The sequence below is a fragment of the Streptomyces sp. NPDC002773 genome (genome assembly GCF_040295605.1).
In the GTDB taxonomy this organism is placed as follows: domain Bacteria; phylum Actinomycetota; class Actinomycetes; order Streptomycetales; family Streptomycetaceae; genus Streptomyces.
In genome coordinates this window covers 53,275-71,128 of record NZ_JBEOVO010000013.1, presented here as the reverse complement: position 1 = coordinate 71,128, position 17,854 = coordinate 53,275, and the positions used below count along the sequence as shown (strand labels likewise).

15 protein-coding genes and 1 pseudogene are annotated in these 17,854 nt (G+C 69.2%); 9 read left to right on the top strand and 7 right to left on the bottom strand.

The window, feature by feature from the left end; genetic code table 11:
- The first annotated feature begins 45 nt into the window (after positions 1-45).
- From ABT034_RS17840 to ABT034_RS17830, 3 genes are all read left to right on the top strand, one after another.
- Positions 46-462 carry a guanyl-specific ribonuclease gene (locus tag ABT034_RS17840; protein WP_351216139.1) on the top strand — a complete coding sequence of 139 codons (417 nt, stop codon included), beginning with the start codon at positions 46-48 and terminating at the stop codon, positions 460-462.
- Positions 459-824 (top strand): barstar family protein, encoded by a 366-nt coding sequence (locus ABT034_RS17835; RefSeq protein WP_351216137.1) that lies wholly within the window; start codon positions 459-461, stop codon positions 822-824. The genes ABT034_RS17840 and ABT034_RS17835 overlap by 4 nt, the downstream gene beginning before the upstream one ends.
- A 101-nt stretch (positions 825-925) precedes the next feature.
- A complete protein-coding gene (locus ABT034_RS17830) occupies positions 926-2,368 on the top strand; it encodes a GuaB1 family IMP dehydrogenase-related protein (RefSeq protein WP_351216135.1) in 1,443 nt (480 codons plus the stop codon).
- A gap of 538 nt (positions 2,369-2,906) precedes the next feature.
- On the opposite strand, the gene ABT034_RS17825 is transcribed toward ABT034_RS17830, so the two are convergent.
- On the bottom strand, positions 2,907-3,962 hold the full coding sequence (locus ABT034_RS17825; protein WP_351216133.1) for a GDSL-type esterase/lipase family protein: 1,056 nt from the start codon (positions 3,960-3,962) through the stop codon (positions 2,907-2,909).
- A gap of 289 nt (positions 3,963-4,251) precedes the next feature.
- Between ABT034_RS17825 and ABT034_RS17820 the strand changes: the two genes are divergently transcribed.
- Positions 4,252-5,739 (top strand): amino acid permease, encoded by a 1,488-nt coding sequence (locus tag ABT034_RS17820; protein ID WP_351216131.1) that lies wholly within the window; start codon positions 4,252-4,254, stop codon positions 5,737-5,739.
- A 10-nt stretch (positions 5,740-5,749) separates the two neighbouring features.
- The gene (locus ABT034_RS17815) at positions 5,750-6,205 is read left to right on the top strand and encodes an Lrp/AsnC family transcriptional regulator (RefSeq protein ID WP_030204433.1); all 456 of its coding nucleotides are present in this window, start codon (positions 5,750-5,752) and stop codon (positions 6,203-6,205) included.
- Between the two features lie 67 nt (positions 6,206-6,272).
- Here the strand turns inward: ABT034_RS17815 and ABT034_RS17810 are convergent, their stop codons facing one another.
- Positions 6,273-6,818: a Repetin gene (locus tag ABT034_RS17810; RefSeq protein ID WP_351216128.1), complete on the bottom strand. Its 546-nt coding sequence runs from the start codon at positions 6,816-6,818 to the stop codon at positions 6,273-6,275.
- 281 nt (positions 6,819-7,099) lie between these two features.
- Between ABT034_RS17810 and ABT034_RS17805 the strand changes: the two genes are divergently transcribed.
- Together ABT034_RS17805 and ABT034_RS17800 are read left to right on the top strand one after the other, a co-directional pair.
- Positions 7,100-7,906, top strand: a complete 807-nt coding sequence (locus tag ABT034_RS17805; RefSeq protein ID WP_351216126.1) for a carbon-nitrogen hydrolase family protein — start codon at positions 7,100-7,102, stop codon at positions 7,904-7,906.
- Between the two features lie 59 nt (positions 7,907-7,965).
- On the top strand, positions 7,966-9,663 hold the full coding sequence (locus ABT034_RS17800) for a flavin monoamine oxidase family protein (RefSeq protein ID WP_351216124.1): 1,698 nt from the start codon (positions 7,966-7,968) through the stop codon (positions 9,661-9,663).
- Between the two features lie 12 nt (positions 9,664-9,675).
- Here the strand turns inward: ABT034_RS17800 and ABT034_RS17795 are convergent, their stop codons facing one another.
- Together ABT034_RS17795 and ABT034_RS17790 are read right to left on the bottom strand one after the other, a co-directional pair.
- A complete protein-coding gene (locus ABT034_RS17795) occupies positions 9,676-10,371 on the bottom strand; it encodes a DUF5995 family protein (RefSeq protein WP_351216122.1) in 696 nt (231 codons plus the stop codon).
- Between the two features lie 73 nt (positions 10,372-10,444).
- Positions 10,445-10,837, bottom strand: a pseudogene (locus ABT034_RS17790) (nitrate reductase); the annotation flags it as partial.
- Between the two features lie 202 nt (positions 10,838-11,039).
- Here ABT034_RS17790 and ABT034_RS17785 point away from each other — a divergent pair.
- Positions 11,040-11,447: a very short patch repair endonuclease gene (locus tag ABT034_RS17785; protein ID WP_351216362.1), complete on the top strand. Its 408-nt coding sequence runs from the start codon at positions 11,040-11,042 to the stop codon at positions 11,445-11,447.
- A gap of 158 nt (positions 11,448-11,605) precedes the next feature.
- Positions 11,606-13,609, top strand: coding sequence for a GmrSD restriction endonuclease domain-containing protein (locus ABT034_RS17780; protein ID WP_351216120.1), 2,004 nt, complete (start codon positions 11,606-11,608; stop codon positions 13,607-13,609).
- A gap of 54 nt (positions 13,610-13,663) precedes the next feature.
- Here the strand turns inward: ABT034_RS17780 and ABT034_RS17775 are convergent, their stop codons facing one another.
- The 3 genes from ABT034_RS17775 to ABT034_RS17765 are packed head-to-tail and all read right to left on the bottom strand — an operon-like array spanning position 13,664 to position 17,740.
- Positions 13,664-14,482 (bottom strand): protein NO VEIN domain-containing protein, encoded by an 819-nt coding sequence (locus tag ABT034_RS17775; RefSeq protein ID WP_351216118.1) that lies wholly within the window; start codon positions 14,480-14,482, stop codon positions 13,664-13,666.
- 19 nt (positions 14,483-14,501) lie between these two features.
- A complete protein-coding gene (locus ABT034_RS17770; RefSeq protein WP_351216116.1) occupies positions 14,502-16,328 on the bottom strand; it encodes a DEAD/DEAH box helicase in 1,827 nt (608 codons plus the stop codon).
- Complete coding sequence (locus ABT034_RS17765) at positions 16,328-17,740, bottom strand: ParB N-terminal domain-containing protein (protein ID WP_351216114.1); 1,413 nt, start codon at positions 17,738-17,740, stop codon at positions 16,328-16,330. The genes ABT034_RS17770 and ABT034_RS17765 overlap by 1 nt, the downstream gene beginning before the upstream one ends.
- Positions 17,741-17,854: the final 114 nt, after the last annotated feature.

Below are 17,854 nucleotides of genomic sequence, written 5' to 3'. Positions count from 1 at the left end.
GCGTCCGTCCCGTGCGGCCGGTGGCGCGGTGGCAGCATCGGGGCCATGACCCTCAGGTGCGCACGGGCCGTGCTCGCGCTGTTCGCCGGCCTCTCGCTCCTCCTCACCGGGTGCTCGGGCGGCGGCGGCGAGAGCACCTCCGCCCCGCGCAGCTTCTCGGCATCGCCGAGCAGGGCCTCCACGCTGCCCGTGGTGCAGGCCGCGGACCTGCCGCCCGAGGCACGCGAGACGCTGGCGCTCATCGCGCGCGGTGGGCCCTTCCCGTACGCCAAAGACGGGGCGGAGTTCGGCAACTTCGAGCGGATCCTGCCGCGGCGCCCGCGCGGCCACTACCGCGAGTACACGGTCAGGACGCCCGGCGAACGGGATCGCGGGGCCCGGCGCATCGTCACCGGCCTGAGCGGGGAGACGTACTACACCGACGACCACTACCAGAGCTTCCGGGAGGTGGTCGGAGCATGAACGCGACCCACGGCACGGGCCACGGGGCCCCCGACCTTTCCCGCCCCGTCGTGCTCGACCTGCACGGAGTCACCGACAAGACCACCTTCATGAACCGCTGCGTACGCGCCCTCCCGCTACCGGTCTGGTTCGGGCGCAACTGGGACGCCCTCGCCGACAGCCTCGCCGATATGCGCCGCCCCATGGCGATCGTGGTCACCGGCTGGCAGGCTTATGCCGAGGCAAGCCCCGACGAGTGGGCGACCGCCGAGGAGGTCTTCTCCGCGGCGGCCCGCGCCAGCGCCGAGGGCCTCACCGTCCTCCTCTCGCTCGGCGGTTTGGAGGATCCGACAGGCAGGCCCCCGCAAGACTCGGACGAATAGCCCGGGGTCGGTATCCGTACCGGCGTGGGAGAATGAACTACGTGCTTTTTCCCCTGGCTGAAATGCCTAGGGGCCGATCCGAACGACTGGGATGTCAGCACGTGCGTTTCCTCAATGACGTCAAGCCGCCCTACGACCTGACGTACGACGATGTGTTCATGGTGCCGAGCCGCTCGGCCGTCGGTTCCCGCCAGGCGGTGGACCTCTCCTCGCCCGACGGAAGCGGGACGACGATCCCGCTGGTCGTCGCCAACATGACCGCCATCGCCGGCCGCCGGATGGCCGAGACCGTCGCCCGCCGCGGCGGCATCGTCGTCATCCCGCAGGACATCCCGATCGAGGTCGTCACCGACGTCATCGCCTGGGTCAAGAGCCGCCACCACGTGCTCGACACCCCGATCGTCCTCGAGCCGCACCAGACCGTCGCCGACGCGCTGTCGCTGCTGCCCAAGCGCGCCCACGACGCCGGTGTCGTCGTCGACGAGAACCGCCGCCCCGTGGGTGTCGTCACCGACGCCGACCTCTCCGGCGTGGACCGCTTCACGCAGCTCTCCGAGGTCATGTCCAAGGACCTGCTGCTCCTGGACGCCGACATCGACCCGCGCGAGGCGTTCAACACCCTCGACGCGGCCAACCGCCGCTACGCTCCGGCCGTCGACGCGGACGGCAAGCTCGTCGGCATCCTCACCCGCAAGGGCGCGCTGCGCGCGACGCTCTACAGCCCGGCCGTCGACAAGAACGGCCAGCTGCGCATCGCCGCCGCCGTCGGCATCAACGGCGACGTGGCGGGCAAGGCCAAGCAGCTGCTCGACGCAGGCGTCGACACGCTGGTCATCGACACCGCGCACGGCCACCAGGAGTCGATGATCTCCGCCATCCGGACCGTACGGGCGCTCGACCCGCACGTCCCGATCGTCGCGGGCAACATCGTCGCCGCCGAGGGCGTCAAGGACCTCATCGAGGCGGGCGCCGACATCATCAAGGTCGGCGTGGGCCCCGGTGCCATGTGCACCACCCGCATGATGACCGGCGTCGGCCGCCCGCAGTTCTCGGCCGTCCTCGAGTGCGCCGCCGAGGCGAAGAAGTACGGCAAGCACGTCTGGGCCGACGGTGGTGTCCGGCACCCGCGCGACGTCGCCATGGCGCTCGCCGCCGGCGCCTCCAACGTGATGATCGGCTCCTGGTTCGCCGGTACGTACGAGTCCCCCGGCGACCTCCAGCACGACGCCAAGGGGCGCGCGTACAAGGAGTCCTTCGGTATGGCCTCCGCGCGCGCGGTCCGGAACCGGACCTCGGACGAGTCCGCCTACGACCGCGCTCGCAAGGCGCTGTTCGAGGAGGGCATCTCCACCTCGCGCATGTTCCTCGACCCGGCCCGTCCGGGCGTCGAGGACCTGATCGACTCGATCATCGCGGGCGTCCGGTCCTCCTGCACCTACGCCGGTGCCGGCTCGCTCGCCGAGTTCGAGGAGAAGTCCGTGGTCGGCATCCAGTCCGCCGCGGGCTACGCCGAGGGCAAGCCGCTGCACGCCAGCTGGAGCTAGCAGTTCCTCGCCGCCGCACACCGTGGGCCCCCGGGACACCTCTCCCGGGGGCCCACGCTGTTCCCGCAGACCGAGCGTTCCCCCACCCAACGGCTGCGCGGGGCGGCGCCCGCCCGTCCGGGCGCCACGCCCCGCCGTGTGGGCAATCGTCCCGCAGGGCGGGACGGGTGGGCACACGGGACGGCGCCCCCTTGCCGGGCCTAGGCTCCTGCGCCTGGACGTGCACCACGGGTGCGGCGCCGTCGTGGGTCGTGCCCACCCGTTCCGCCCCGCGGAACGCCTGCCCACAACGGGGGGGTGACGCCGTCGTGGGTTGTGCCCACCCGTTCCGCCCTGCGGAACGCCTGCCCACAACGGGGGGGTGACGCCGTCGTGGGTTGTGCCCACCCGTTCCGCCCTGCGGAACGCCTGCCCACAACGGGCGGTGCGGCGCCGTCGTGGGTTGTGCCCACCCGTTCCGCCCCGCGGAACGCCTGCCCACAACGGGGGGGTGACGCCGTCGTGAGGCGCAGGTGCCCACAGCCGCGCCCCCTCCCGGCTAGGGCTCCCGCGCCCCCGGTACATGCGGCCCCAGCGCCTCCGCCACCGCCGAAGCGATCCGCGCATGCCCCCGGTCGTCCGGGTGCAGCCCGTCCGCCAGGTGCTCCGGGCCGAGCAGCGGCCGCCCAGGCAGCACCAGGAGCCGTCCGTCGCCCTCCGCCGCCAGGTCCCGGCCGGCCCGCTCCATGGCCCTGCGCAGCTCCGTGAGGGTGGCCCCCAGGGCGTTGCGGGTGTGCTCGGCCTCCGGGCGCAGGACAGGCGAGACGATGAGCAGGGGGGTGTCCGGGTGCCCCTGCCGCACGAGGCCGACGAACGCCCGGACGGTGGCGTACAGCCAGTCGGCCGTCGCGGGCACCCGGGACCAGCAGTTCGTGCCGAACGCGAGGGTGATCACCTCGCCGGGCAGCCGCGCCAACTGCTCGGCGAGCGGCAGCTCGCCCCGCGCCCCTCCCGCGTACCCGAGGTTCACCGCGTCGAGTCCGAGCAGCCGTCCCGCCGTCGCGGGCCAGGAGTGGGCGGGGCGGGTCGACCACCAGCCCTCGGTGATCGAGTCGCCGTGGACCAGCCAGCGCGGCCGGACCGGGGCGGGGGAGAGGGCGCCGCCGACGGCCCGCAGGGCGAGCGGCACCGGCGCCTGCCCCTCCGGGAGGTGGAGGGTGAAGACACCGCCGCCCGGGGGCAGCGGGAGCGTGACGGTCGCCTCGGCGGCCGGTGCGGCGCAGGTCTCGCCGACGAACCGCGTCCCGCTCCACAGGGCGAAGCAGTGGCGCAGCCCGGCGAGTGGGTCGCCCGCCTCCGGGACGGTGGCCCGGTACCGCAGCCGCACCGCGCGCGTACCGGGCTCGGCGGTGAACTCGAGCCGTACGCCGATGGGCAGCGCGGCCCGCTCGGCGATGTCCCACGGCAGCCGGTCCAGGTCGGCGGGATCCGCCCGCACGGGCCGGCCGCCGTCCAGCCAGGCCGTACCGCGCAGGAAGGGTGCCGGGTCGAGCCAGCCCGCCGGGGCCTCCGTCCGAGGGGTGGTCAGGGGCTCGCAACGTCCGTCATCCGTCATGAGGAGTCCATGCGCGCGCGGGCACCGGTTCACACCCGGATGTGTCGATTCATGCGGGGGCGCGCAATGTTTCCCCGTCCGGGCGCGAAGCGCGCAATGATCGTTCGGTACTGCGCAACAACCCTGCATTACGAGTGCGAACCCAGGGCGTTTAGGCTCGTGCCTCGTACCAGGAGTGGCGGCGACCGTCTGCTCGGCGGTTCCCCTTCCCCCGTGGGCCTGACTCGTCATGTCCACGTACCGCCGCGGTCCTCGCCCCGCCTACAGGCAGCGATAAGGAGCCTCCGCAGTGCTGGACCACGGCGCAGCCCCACCGGTCGTCGACACGGCCACCCCCAAGACCTCCGCTCTCGGCGCGCTCACCCGTCGCAAGCCGGTGGAACAGCTGGTCGCAGAGGGTGGGCAGGGTGAGGGAGGCAACCTCCGCCGCTCGCTCTCCATGTGGCAGCTGACCATGATCAGCATCGGCGCCACGCTCGGTACCGGCATCTTCGTCGTCCTCGGCGACGCCGTCCCCGAGGCCGGTCCCGCGGTCACCCTCGCCTTCGCCATCGCGGGCCTCGCGGCCCTCTTCTCGGCCCTCTCGTACGCCGAGCTGGCCGGCTCCATACCGGTTGCGGGTTCCTCCTACTCGTACGCTTACGCAACGATGGGTGAACTCGTCGCCTGGGTCTGCGGCTGGTGCCTGGTCCTGGAGTACGGCGTTTCGGTCGCCGCCGTGGCCGTCGGCTGGGGCGAGTACCTCAACGAGCTGCTCGACGGCACCATCGGCGTCACCATCCCCGCGATGCTCTCCTCCGCCCCGGGCGAAGGCGGCGTGATCAACCTGCCCGGCCTCATCGTGGTCCTGCTCGCCATGGTGTTCCTGCTCGGCGGCGCCCGTGAGTCCGCCGTGGTCAACACGATCATGGTCTTCGTGAAGATCGCCGCGCTCGTGCTCTTCTGCGCCATCGGCTTCATGGGCTTCAAGTCCGGCAACTACGCCGACTTCATGCCGCTCGGCATGGCCGGCGTCGGCGCCGCCGGGGCCACCCTCTTCTTCTCGTACATCGGCTTCGACGCCGCCTCCACCGCCGGTGAGGAGGCGAAGAACCCCAAGCGCGACCTGCCCCGCGCGATCATGCTGTCGCTGCTCATCGTCACCGTGCTCTACGTGGCGGTCGCGGCCGTCGCCGTCGGCGCGTGGAACTGGAAGGACTTCGACGGCTCCGAGGCCACTCTCGCCGCGATCATGAACGACGTCAGCGGCCAGAAGTTCTGGGGCACCCTGCTCGCCGCCGGCGCCGTCATCTCGATCGCCAGCGTGGTGCTCACCGTGCTCTACGGCCAGACCCGCGTGCTCTTCGCGATGTCCCGCGACGGCCTCGTCCCCAAGGTCTTCGCCAAGGTCAACACCAAGACCGGCACCCCCCGCGTCAACACCGTCATCGTGTCGCTGTTCTGCGGCGCCCTCGCCTCCGTCATCCCGCTGGGCAAGCTCGTCGACGCCACCAGCATCGGCACCCTCTTCGCCTTCGCCCTGGTCAACGTCGCGGTGATCGTGCTGCGCCGCACCCGCCCAACCATGGACCGCACCTTCCGCGTGTCGCTCGGCTGGACCTTCCCGATCCTCGGCTTCGTGGCCTGTGCGTACCTCATGTACAACCTGGACGCGGTCACCTGGACGGTCTTCGGTTGCTGGATGGCCGCGGGCCTCGTGTTCTACTTCCTGTACGGCATGCGCCGCTCCCGACTGGCCACCGCGCCGGCCGTGGCAGGGACCTCAGCAGAGAAGTGATCCACCCGTAGTGCGACTCAACGACCTCGACGAACGCATCGTCCACGCCCTCGCGGAAGACGCCCGCCGCAGCTACGCCGACATCGGCTCGCTCGTCGGACTCTCCGCGCCCGCCGTGAAGCGGCGCGTGGACCGGCTCCGGGCCGAGGGCGCCATCACCGGATTCACCGTACGGGTGGACCCGGCGGCGCTCGGCTGGGAGACCGAGGGCTTCGTCGAGATCTACTGCCGCCACAACACCTCGCCGAACGACATCCGGCGAGGTCTGGAGCGGTACCCCGAGGTGGTGTCCGCGTCGACCGTCACCGGCGACGCGGACGCCGTCGTCCAGGTCTTCGCCTCGGACATGCGGCACTTCGAACGGGTCCTGGAGCGGATCGCGGGCGAGCCGTTCGTGGAGCGCACCAAGTCCGTCCTGGTGCTCTCGCCGCTGCTGCGGCGCTTCTCCTCGGGCTCGCCCGCGTAGACCTACCGGCGTAACCCTGCCGCGTAGCCCTACCGGCGCAACCCCGCCGGGGCCGTCCCCGCCGCCGTCACTCCTTCGGGTAGTCGAACTTCCACGGCAGGACGTGGAAGTCGCCGGTGCCGGGCGTGACCCTCTCGTACGGCGCCGCGCTGTTGCACGGCGGCACCTGGTCCTTCGTCGGGTCGGAGGCGAGCCAGCTGTAGCCGAGCCGATCGTGCTTGCCGTCGTCGTGCACCGACACCCCGACCCGCTTGTCCTTGAGTCCGGGTACGTCGGTCTCGACGACGATGCCCGTCACGGTGGCCACCTTGCCGCCCGTCGCGAGGCAGTCGACCTCCACGGTCGCGGAGCCGCCCTCGCCGTTCTTGTAGTGGCTGTAGCGGAACGTGCCCGTGGCCTTCAACGGATCGTTCCGATCCTTCGCCGCGAGATGCGCGTCGAACGTGAAGGTGATGTCGTCCCCGGCCGGCCGGTACAGCTCGGCCGAGCCGGTCAGCGCCGCCGCCTCCCGGGGAGCGCCCTTCCCGTCCCCCGAGGCGACGGCGGAGCCCGCGGCCCCCGCCGTGATCAGCAGGGCGGCGGCGAGTGCGGCGGTCTTCGTACGACGGTTCATGGTGATCCGGTCCTTCTCGTTGAGGTCTTCCCGACGACCACCACTCTTCCGCGCGGCCCGCGCCGGGACGTCGCGCCCGGGAACGGTTCCCCTCTCCGCCGCGCGGCGGGGCACCCGTACGACCCCGGTCGGAGCCGTACGCAACGAATCGCCGCGCGATCCTCGGATCGCGCAACGGTTCGACGGTCGGTCCGCAACGCTCCCGCCTTGTCCCGGCAGAGCGCGGAACCGTACCGTTTTTGACGTCTTCCCCTTGTACTTTCGACCCCCGAGGATCACTCATGCCCGCGCTGCGCACCGCCCTGCTCCAGAGCTCCGGCGAGCTCGGTGACGTGGCCGCCAACCTCAAGATCCTCGACGAGGCCGCCGCCCGCGCGGCCGCCGCGGGCGCGGGCGTGCTGCTCGCCCCCGAGCTCTTCCTCACCGGGTACGCCATCGGCGCCGACATGGCGCGCCTGGCCGAACCGGCCGACGGCCCCTCCGCCCGCGCCGTCGCCGCCATCGCCGTGCGCCACGGCCTGGCCGTCGGCTACGGCTACCCGGAGCGGAACACCGAGCGGCACGGCGTGCTCCACAACTCCGCCCAGCTCATCGGCGCCGACGGCGAGGTGCTCGCGCGGTACCGGAAGACCCACCTCTACGGCGGCTTCGAGACCCAGTGGTTCACGCCCGGCGAGGACAGCGTCGTGCAGGCGGAGCTCGGCGGGCTCACCGTCGGACTGATGATCTGCTACGACGTCGAGTTCCCAGAGAACGTCCGGGCGCAGGCGCTGGCCGGTACGGACCTTCTCCTCGTACCGACCGCCCTCATGCACCCCGCCGAGATCGTCGCCGAGTCCGTCGTGCCCGTACGCGCCTTCGAGAACCAGCTCTACATCGCGTACGCCAACCGGACCGGCCCCGAGGGCGACTTCGAGTTCGTCGGCCTCTCCACCCTCGCCGGCCCCGACGGAACCGCCCGCGCCCGGGCCGGCCGCGGCGAGGACCTCGTGCTCGGCGACGTCGACCCCGCCTTCCTGGCGGCCTCGCGGGCGGGCAACCCGTACCTCGCCGACCGCCGCCCCGGGCTCTACGGCTCCCTCGTCTGAGCCGCCCCTCCCGCCTCCCCGACCTGCCTCACCTTTTCCGTGCAAGGAGTCCGTACCCCATGACGTCCACGGTGCCCACGACCGCCGTCCCCCACAGCGACGGCCAGCCGCCGATCACCATGTTCGGTCCGGACTTCCCGTACGCGTACGACGACTTCCTGGCCCACCCGGCCGGGCTCGGCCAGATACCGGCCACCGAGCACGGCACCGAGGTCGCCGTCATCGGCGGCGGGCTCTCCGGCATCATCGCCGCGTACGAGCTGATGAAGATGGGCCTCAAGCCCGTCGTGTACGAGGCCGACCAGATCGGCGGCCGGCTGCGTACCGTGGGCTTCGAGGGCACCGCCACCGAGGGCCTCACCGCCGAGATGGGCGCGATGCGCTTCCCGCCCTCCTCGACCGCGCTCCAGCACTACATCGACCTGGTCGGCCTGGAGACCACGCCCTTCCCGAACCCGCTGGCCGAGTCGACCCCGTCGACCGTCGTCGACCTCAAGGGCGAGTCCCACTACGCCACGACCGTCGACGACCTCCCGCAGGTCTACCGCGACGTGATGAACGCGTGGAACGCCTGTCTCGACGAGGGCGCCGACTTCTCCGACATGAACCAGGCCATGCGCGAGCGTGACGTCCCGCGCATCCGCGAGATCTGGTCGAAGCTCGTCGAGAAGCTCGACAACCAGACCTTCTACGGTTTCCTCTGCGAGTCGGAGTCCTTCAAGTCCTTCCGGCACCGGGAGATCTTCGGCCAGGTCGGCTTCGGCACCGGCGGCTGGGACACCGACTTCCCCAACTCCATCCTGGAGATCCTCCGCGTCGTCTACACCGAGGCCGACGACCACCACCGCGGCATCGTGGGCGGCTCGCAGCAGCTGCCGCTGCGCCTGTGGGAGCGCGAGCCGGAGAAGATCGTCCACTGGGCGCAGGGCACCTCGCTCAGCTCCCTGCACGAGGGCGCCCCGAAGCCGGCCGTGACCCGGCTGAACCGGACCGCGGGCAACCGGATCACCGTCACCGACGCGTCCGGCGACATCCGCACGTTCCAGGCGGCGATCTTCACCGCCCAGTCCTGGATGCTGCTCTCCAAGATCGCCTGTGACGACTCGCTCTTCCCGATCGACCACTGGACGGCGATCGAGCGCACCCACTACATGGAGAGCTCGAAGCTCTTCGTGCCCGTCGACCGGCCGTTCTGGCTGGACAAGGACGAGGAGACCGGCCGGGACGTCATGTCGATGACGCTGACCGACCGGATGACCCGCGGCACGTACCTCCTGGACGACGGCCCGGACAAGCCGGCCACGATCTGCCTCTCGTACACCTGGTGCGACGACAGCCTGAAGTGGCTGCCGCTGTCCGCGAACGAGCGGATGGAGGTCATGCTGAAGTCGCTCGGCGAGATCTACCCGAGGGTCGACATCCGCAAGCACATCATCGGCAACCCGGTGACGGTCTCCTGGGAGAACGAGCCCTACTTCATGGGCGCGTTCAAGGCGAACCTGCCGGGCCACTACCGCTACCAGCGGCGCCTGTTCACCCACTTCATGCAGGACCGGCTGCCCGAGGACAAGCGGGGCATCTTCCTCGCGGGCGACGACATCTCCTGGACGGCCGGCTGGGCCGAGGGCGCGGTGCAGACGGCGCTCAACGCGGTCTGGGGCGTGATGCACCACTTCGGCGGCGCCACCGACGGCACCAACCCGGGCCCGGGTGATGTGTACGAGGAGATCGCCCCGGTCGAGCTGCCGGAGGACTGATCCCCGTACGGATCACGGCCTGGAGAGCGGCGTGAGCAGCATCCGTCCCACCAGGCCCACCGACCGGTCGAGGCGTTCCCTGAACTCCTCGGCCAGGTCGGGCAGTTCGCGCAGCTGCCAGAGCGAGCGGGCGGCGAGCCAGGCCCCGTCGCGGGCCCGGTCCAGGCTCCAGCAGCCCAGCAGGTGCGTCAGCGGGTCCGTGATCTCCAGCAGGTCCGGGCCCGGCATCACCTCCTCGCGGATCCGCTCCTCCAGGAGCACGAGGATGTCGCCGACCCGGTCGAACTCGTCCTCCAGGTCCTCAGGAGAGCACTCGAGCGTCCGGCAGGTGTCGACGACGGCGAGCGCGAGGTCGTGCCCGATGTGCGCGTTGATCCCGGCCAGCGCGAACTGGAGCGGCCGTACGCCGGGATGTCGCCGGTAGTGGAAGAGCGGCCGCCAGCAGGCCGGGGCGGGGCTGCCGGTGGTGACCGAGTCGACGACCGAGAGGTAGCGCTCGGCGAAGCGCACGTCGAGGGTCGCGGCCGCCCGGCGGTCGGTGAAGGTACCGGACTCGATGGCGTGCCCGATCTCCTCCGTGACCGTCAGATAGACCCGGTTGAAGACGGCGACACCGTCGGTCGGGTGCCAGGCCGAACGGATGGTGCGCATCCGCTCGACCACCGGGTCGACGGCGGTGAACTGCCCGATCTGCGTGGTCTGCGCCATGGGGGCAGCGTCCCAGGAGCCGGGCCCGAGAGGGAACTCCCCGGGCCCGGCTTCCCCAGAACGGGCGAATCACTCAGCTCTTCGACACCGGCCCGCCCCCGGACGTGCTGTCGGAGCCGGACGTGCTCTCGGCCCCGGGGCCGGCGCTGCCCTCGTACGAGCTGGTCCCGGAGTCGAGCAGCGGCTCCTGCTCCTTGAGGTGGGCCGGGGCGAAGGCGCGCAGCACGTGGTAGCCGGTGATGACGACGATCGTGCCGAGCGCGATGCCGCCCAGCTCGAAGGTGTCGGAGAAGGTCAGCTTCACGCCACCGACGCCGATGATGATGCCGGCGGCGGCCGGGACCAGGTTGAGCGGGTTGCGCAGGTCCACCTTGGCGTTGATCCAGATCTGGGCGCCGAGCAGGCCGATCACGACGGCGCCCGTCACCACCGGCGGCATCGCCGCGTGGGTGATCCGCGCCCCGAAAGGGCCTGGAGCGGCTGCCGCTGAAGGGGCAGCCATGCCGTGGCCATGTGTGTCAGCCGCGGCTTCCGGCTGGCCTCTCGGGGCCGGGTAACGCCAGCCATATACTTGTAAAGCGATGAACAAGCTGCCTCAAGAGCCGACCGTTGGTGTTTGGTCCCCACCGGAGGGATCGTGGGCGTCCTCTGCTGCGAACCGCCGCAGCATGCTCGGAAACCGGAACCGGGATACGGCTCCAGAGCGTGCGCTGCGCTCCCTCGTCCACGCGGCTGGGCTTCGCTACCGGGTCGCGGCGAAGCCGCTCCCAGGGATGCGTCGGACGGCTGACCTCGTCTTCCGTCCGACCCGCGTTGCGGTCTTCGTCGACGGCTGTTTCTGGCATGGCTGCCCTGAGCACTTCGTGCCGCCGAAGACGAACCCCGACTACTGGCGCGAGAAGATCGGGAGGAATGTGCAGCGCGATAGGGACACGGATACGCGCCTCACGGAAGCCGGCTGGCTTGTCCTGAGGTTCTGGGCGCACGAACCTCCCGAAGCGAGTTCCGTGATCGTCTGTGCTGCGGTCGAGTCACGTCGGCGCAAGGCGGCGGTTCGGGTCGAATCAGAGGCGTAGCTCTGAAGCTGGTGAGAGGTCGCGCCGAGTGCAAGTACCCAGGCGCGTAGTCGTTCTCGCCTCGTCTACCGTATCGACCGGCGCAGTTGTCACTGGGCCGGTCCAGGCTGAGAGTGGCCTGATCCAGAACGGCAGGGGTGGGGCACCAGTATATGGCAGTGGAACGCACGAATCGGGACATCAGGACGCTCATCGGCCAAATCGCCGACGGGGAGATCATGCTCCCGGAAATCCAGCGCGGCTATGTCTGGAAGGCGTCGCAAGTCGCGAAGCTCGTGGAGTCGATGTACCTCGGATACCCGGCGGGAACGCTCCTGCTCTGGAAGACAGATGAGGGAGCCGAAACCCGCGCTGCGGCGATCGGGGCCGGGCAAGGGCTTCCAAGCGTCATGCCGCTGTACCTCCTTGACGGTCAGCAGCGGCTCACCTCGCTGTACCGTGTCTTCAAGGACCACCCGACAGCGCAGATCGTCTTCAACATCGAGACGGAGGCGTTCCAGAACCAGAACAACGCCACGCTCAGAAGCCCGAAGTGGATCAAGGTCTACGACGTTGTCGGCCCTGACGCTGATCCGTTCGCGCTCCAGATGCAGCTCCGTTCGGCCGGGCTGTCTATCGACGGCGCCGAGATCGGGCGCCGCCTCAAGGCACTTGAAGCGATCTCGCAGCGCGACTTCCACATGGAGGTCCTCCACGGCTTCAACTACGAAGAGGTCACCCAGATCTTCGTGCGTGTCAACAGCGGCGGCCGTCCGTTGAAGACGACCGATCTTGCGATGGCGACGCTCTCCGCTCGTTCACCGGGATTCCTCAGAGAGCTTGAGGAGGAATCGGCTCGGTGGGCAGAGCGCGGCTACCGGGCCGTCGATGTCAACTTCCTCATCAAGGCGATCACGCTCAGCCTGTCCATCTCGGGCAAGCGGACCTCGTCTGTCTCCAGGCTGCCCACAGCCAGTCCGGAGTCCGTCAGGGAAGGCTGGGAGCGGGTGCGCCACGGGCTTGAGCGCGTCGTTCCGCTGCTCTGCGAACAGCTGCTCGTTCCGAACACGGCGCTCATCCCGTCCGTCACGGCCTTGCATCCGCTGATCGTCTTCTACGGCCGCCTGCCCGAAGGCGCCCGTGTAGACGCTGAGGTGGAGAAGGGGCTGCTCTACTGGTTCCTGGCCGCGAGCGGGAGCAACCGCTACGGCGGTGCGACTGACAGCGCATTGACCCAGGACGTCAATGCCCTCGACTCGGACGAGCCCGTCCGTGCGCTCCTCGCCAACCTGCGCTTGGACGAGAGGGGCTTCAACGTGACCGCCCGAGACCTGTCCGGGCGCAACATCCAGAGCCCGTACATCATGCTTTCCTACCTGGCTGCTGCCCACTCCGGGGCAGAGGACTGGTGGGCCGGCGGGCCCATCTCCGTCGTATCTGAGGGAACGGACAAGCTGCAGTACAGCATGCTGCACCCGGCCGCGCAGCTGCGGAACCACCGCAACAAGTACTCGTCTGCGGAGATCAACGAACTGGCGAACATCGTCTTCGTCTCGCAGCAGACGGCCAAGAACATGATCGGCAACCTGCCTCCTGCTGAGTACATCAAGGAAGTACAGGCCGACGACCTGGCAGCCCATGCTGTTCCGACCGATGCCAAGGTCCTCGAAACCGATGGATTCCGAGAATTCCTCGTCGCCCGTCGCATGCTGCTCGCGGGGCGGATCTCCGCTCTCCTCGAGCGGTTCCGCCCGGCCTTCATCGATGCGGGAAGCGCCAGAGGCACGCGGCCCGAGACACTCCGCAAGTCCCTCGTACTCATGGGGTACACAGCAGGAAGCCGCACTCTGCTGCTTGCTGACACGCAAGTCGGGGCGCGGCACTGGGCCGGACGGATTGACACGGCTGAGCTGGACGCCGCACTTGATGCGGCCGCCAGCGGTCTCGACAGCGATGTCACTGTCGCTGGGGAAACGGTGCCGATGAAGGTCGACGAGGACGGTGTGACCCTCCTGGTCGGTCCGTTCAGACTACGTGGGACCGCGGACCAGTGGCGGGTGGCGCTGAAGGACGCCTTCTCCGACGCCCTGCCCGCAGCAGACTGCCCTGAGGCGGAGTCGCCGGTGTGGAATGGCGAGATTGAAGAGTTCCTTCTGGCGGACGTCGGTATCCAGAGGGCTTAAGGCCGTCCTGTCAGAGAGGCGGGAGCGCTGATGCTGTGCTTGACGCTCCCGCCTTCAGCCGTTCCGTGTGTCCGGTAGCAGTGGCCCGGCCGTTCCTGGCCGGAGCAAAGGGGCTAGCCGTGGGATGCCGGAGACGAGGGCCTCTGGCGGAACGTCGAGTCGGCATGCCTGCCAGCGTCCGAAGGATCCCTTGTCCTGCGGTACCTGGAGACTGATCCATTCCGCGGAGACGGAAGCGATCGCGCTGATATCAAGATCTCCGGTGAGCTGGACGAACACGAGCTGCCATGCCGGATCGCGGCGCATCGTCTCGTACTCGTGCCGGGACAGGTAGAAGGTGACCCTTCCGCGCCGCACCGTGCTCTTCGCCTCGATGTGCAGTGGGTGCCGCCGCGCATGTACAGCGATGTCGTACCCGAAGCCGTCGGAGTACGCGGCGACGTGCTCGACCCGGGCATCCGCAGCCTCACTGATGAGGCGGACGAGGGCCGACTCGCCGGCGCCGCCGATGAGGGCCCGCGCCTCCGTGTCCACCTTGCCCCAGACCGCGCTGACCTGCTCATATGCCTCGCTCTCGGGGATGCCTAGCGCCTCTGCGGCCCGTAGTGCGTCGTCTGGGAGCTCCTCCGGGCCGCGCACAAGGACATCCGCATCCGGGAGCCACGCCGCGCCGCTGGAAACGAGTGCGGCGCGGAAGACGCGCTCGCCCACTGCGGTGCTGCTGCGCGGGTCCAGGAGCAGGCCGTTCTCTCCGAGCCACGAGTACGCCGCCTCGTACTGGGTGGGGGTGAGATCGCTGAAATCGACATGGTGGGTGAAGAGGGCGCGGCACCGTGCGGCGCTGGAGTCCGGAAGCAGCTCCAGCCACCGCACAGCGGCACGCAGGACAGGGCTAGGCGGAACGGGCACGGAGATGGCCCATCAGCGCCTGGAGGTCCCGCTGGTCGAGGCCGCCGCCGACGGCAGGCTCATCGTCGAGATCCGCCAGTTCCTGTACAGCGGGGTCGTCGAGAATACGCCCCATGAAGAGCAGCTTGTCGCCTAGCCGTTGGTCGACGACCTCGTCGATGCTCCCCTCGGAGGCGAGCACGGTGATCCGGGTCTCTGTTTCGGGTGCGAGACCGAGCCGGTGGATGCGGTCGAGGCTCTGCAGGAAGCGGCCGGCCGCGAAGTCGCGGTCGACGTACACCGCGTCGTGGCAGTCATGGTGCAGGCTGATGCCTTCGCCGAGCGTAGCCGGGTTGGAGAGCAGCACCATGCAGTCCGGGTCCTTCCGGAAGCGCTCGATCTCTGCTTCGCGGTCTTCCGTGCCTCCGTGGACCATCGCCGGACGGAACTCCTTGAGCATCCTTTCCAGCGTGTTCAGACTGCGGATGAACGTGGACCACACCAAGGTCTTGCGGCCCTCGGCCGCGTTCTCCGCGACAATGGCCAGGACCTCGCGGTACTTCGGCGACATCTCGTAACTCGGGAGGTCCCGCATGAGGTCGAAAAGAGGGCTCCCTTCAGGGACGGCCAGGGGCGGGACCTGGTACATCAGAGGTTCGTACCGCGTAGTGCCGACAGCGAGCAGGGCAGGACTGGTGGCCGCCATCAGCATGTAGACGATGATCTTGCCGAGAGCCTGGAAGTCGCCTTCAGCGCCGGCAGCCCGGGCCGAGAACCGGCCGATCAGGGCTTCGTACACCTCCTGGTGCAGCGGGGGCATCGGAAGCGTCCGGAGGGTTGTCGTCACCGGAGGCAGGCCCAGCTCGCCCTTGGTGGTGCGGGTGAACAGCGGGCGCAGGACCTGACTCGCCTTGGCGAGGTCGCCGCCGGCCACAGCCTGCGTGACCTTCTGGCGGCCGTGCCCAGGCCACACGAAACCGAAGAGGTTCTCGATGTCCTTGACGCCGTTCGGCGCCGGAGTGCCGGTCAGGATCAGCCGATGGCGGGCCCGCGGGCCCAATGCGAGGCACGCCGCCCCGTACGTCCCCTCAGCGCCCAGCTTCATCCGGTGCGCCTCATCGAGGAGGATCATGGAAGGGCGGGCCGTGAGCCACTGGCCGAGCTCGTCGACCGACGGGCTGAGGCGCTCGTAGTTCACGATGAGTACGTCTGCGGCCGGGTCGACGCTCCGGGACAGGACTTCCATGCGCAGCGGCTCATCAAGGCATTGCGTGTTCTCGTACCGCCACGACTCGTAGCACGACTTCGGGCCGACGATCAGCAGGCGCTCGAGGCCCTTGGTACGGCGCAGAGCGTGGAACACGGCGAGGCCGACGCGTGTCTTGCCGGCACCGGGGACGGAGAAGTTCGCACCGTGGCGCAGCGAGAGGAGCTTGGCGATATCCCTGCGTTGGAAAGGCGTGAGGCCGGCGGTCCAAGAAGGGCCGAGCAGCCCGTCGACCTCGTCGTCCCGTACTTCGCTGACGCCTTTGGACACAGGATCGAGGCGGTCGGCCACAGTCTGGGCATCCACAGCGGAGTCCGTTGCGAGGGTCGCCAGCTGGTTGTCCCATGAAACGCTTGACTGGGCAGGCCACGTCGTTAGCGCTACGAGGTTTGTGAGCAGGTCGTCGATGTCTACGTCCATACTCCCAGGGGAGCGCTGCACACTGCTGCGGAAGCGCAGGGCAAGGCGGTGCAGGTCACCCTCGTGTCCGGCGCCGGCTCGCAACCGGGCTTTCGTCACGCTGTCTCCGAACCCGATTTCCAAGCTCGGTGCGATTGCCGTCATCAGTTCTCCCGGACGGCGTTGAGCAGCCACTCGACGCCGTCCCCAGGCGAACTGAACGTGCGGCCTGCCTGCTTGGCCAAGCGTGCGAGGCTCGCGCGGAGGGTGAGCAGGGCGTCGTCGAAAGCGTCCTCATCGAGTGCGCGCTTCGCTTTAGCCTCGGCGAACTCCGCCGCGCACTGGTTCACGTAGTCGGCTGCGTCCGTCAGACGCTCTGGGACCGCGATCTTCCGCTTCTGCAACTGGGCGTTCTGTCCGGCCATCTTCACAGCGACGTCGAACGTGTTGCGGGCCGCCTTGATCTTTGCGGCGGCCTGGGTGACATCCGAGGGCGCGAGCTTGTCTCCGGCGAGGGACTCGGCCTTGGCGCGCAGCAAGCTGTCGGTGAGGGCCCGGATCGTTTTCACGGTGGCTGTAGCGTCAGGGACCGCTACCCCAGGCAGACCGGGGATGGATACCGCGGCGGCTGCCTGCGCGACCGGGCGCAGGTCGTCCGGCAGCCGCTCATCGACGTAGCGGGTGTGGAAGTCGGCCTCAGCCAGCCGGACCGAGGTCTTCGGGTAGTTCAGGACGACCATCGCGAGCCGGGACTCCTTCAGCTGCTCGGCCGCATCCGGATCCGTTTTCGCGAGCTTCGTGTAGTCGCGCTGCAGTTCGCGGAGTTTCTCCTGCTGGTCCTCGAAGTCCACCAGTCGCAGCTCGACGCCGCTGACAGGGCCCTTGCTGCGCTCGATGGCGTTGATGACCAACTCGTAGACCCACCGGTCCTGGCGGAGTGTGGTGGCCTTGATGTTGAAATCCCGTGCGACGTCTTCGCTCCGGCGCCCGTTCGCCAGCTCTTCCTCGATCGCGATCAGGCGGTTGATGTAGGAGTACTCGCGCCGTTTGTCCCGCCGCAGCTGGAGCGCGAGCTCGACGCTGTTGATGTCGCGCCGGGAGGTGTCGGACGGCAGCACACCCACTCGGATGTTCTTGATGCCGAGTTTGCGGAGGGCCGCGCAGCGGGTGTTGCCGTCGACAAGGATGCCGTCGGGGCTGATGATGCCGGCTTCCTTCTGCCCGAAGTCGTCGAGCTCGTCCTGCAACGCGGTGAAGTCGGGGTCGATCTGGCTCGGATTCGACGGGCTGCGGCTGAGGAGGGTGGCGAGGTAGTCCTGGGCGGACTCGCTCCAGGGCTGTTCTTCCAACACCCGGTTCTGCTCGGGATCCAGGGTGCGCTGGGCTCGGATGCGGTGGGTGTCAGGGTTGAAGTAGAGGAGGTCCACCGGCATGGAGATCACGCTCAGGTGCTTCTGCTCACCGCGCCAGTCCACCGTGACCTTGGCGCCGTTGTCGGCCATGGCCTGCTTGAGCCGCTCTTCGACCATGGACCGGATCCGCTCACCCTCAGGCGGGACACCGAACTTCACAGTCATAGCTAGACCTTTCCTAAGCAGCAGTCGCACTCACTCGTCAGGAATAATGACAGGAACCGCTGACAAGCGGACCGGTGATCGCCCAGACTCGGACATCTGATGACCAGAGGAACG

Coding starts and splice junctions, on each gene's coding strand:
- ABT034_RS17805 (WP_351216126.1), top strand. CDS start 7,100: ATGCCCGCGCTGCGCACCGCCCTGCTCCAGAGCTCCGGCGAGCTCGGT.
- ABT034_RS17795 (WP_351216122.1), bottom strand. CDS start 10,371: ATGGCGCAGACCACGCAGATCGGGCAGTTCACCGCCGTCGACCCGGTG.
- ABT034_RS17800 (WP_351216124.1), top strand. CDS start 7,966: ATGACGTCCACGGTGCCCACGACCGCCGTCCCCCACAGCGACGGCCAG.
- ABT034_RS17825 (WP_351216133.1), bottom strand. CDS start 3,962: ATGACGGATGACGGACGTTGCGAGCCCCTGACCACCCCTCGGACGGAG.
- ABT034_RS17835 (WP_351216137.1), top strand. CDS start 459: ATGAACGCGACCCACGGCACGGGCCACGGGGCCCCCGACCTTTCCCGC.
- ABT034_RS17770 (WP_351216116.1), bottom strand. CDS start 16,328: ATGACGGCAATCGCACCGAGCTTGGAAATCGGGTTCGGAGACAGCGTG.
- ABT034_RS17810 (WP_351216128.1), bottom strand. CDS start 6,818: ATGAACCGTCGTACGAAGACCGCCGCACTCGCCGCCGCCCTGCTGATC.
- ABT034_RS17785 (WP_351216362.1), top strand. CDS start 11,040: ATGCTCGGAAACCGGAACCGGGATACGGCTCCAGAGCGTGCGCTGCGC.
- ABT034_RS17840 (WP_351216139.1), top strand. CDS start 46: ATGACCCTCAGGTGCGCACGGGCCGTGCTCGCGCTGTTCGCCGGCCTC.
- ABT034_RS17765 (WP_351216114.1), bottom strand. CDS start 17,740: ATGACTGTGAAGTTCGGTGTCCCGCCTGAGGGTGAGCGGATCCGGTCC.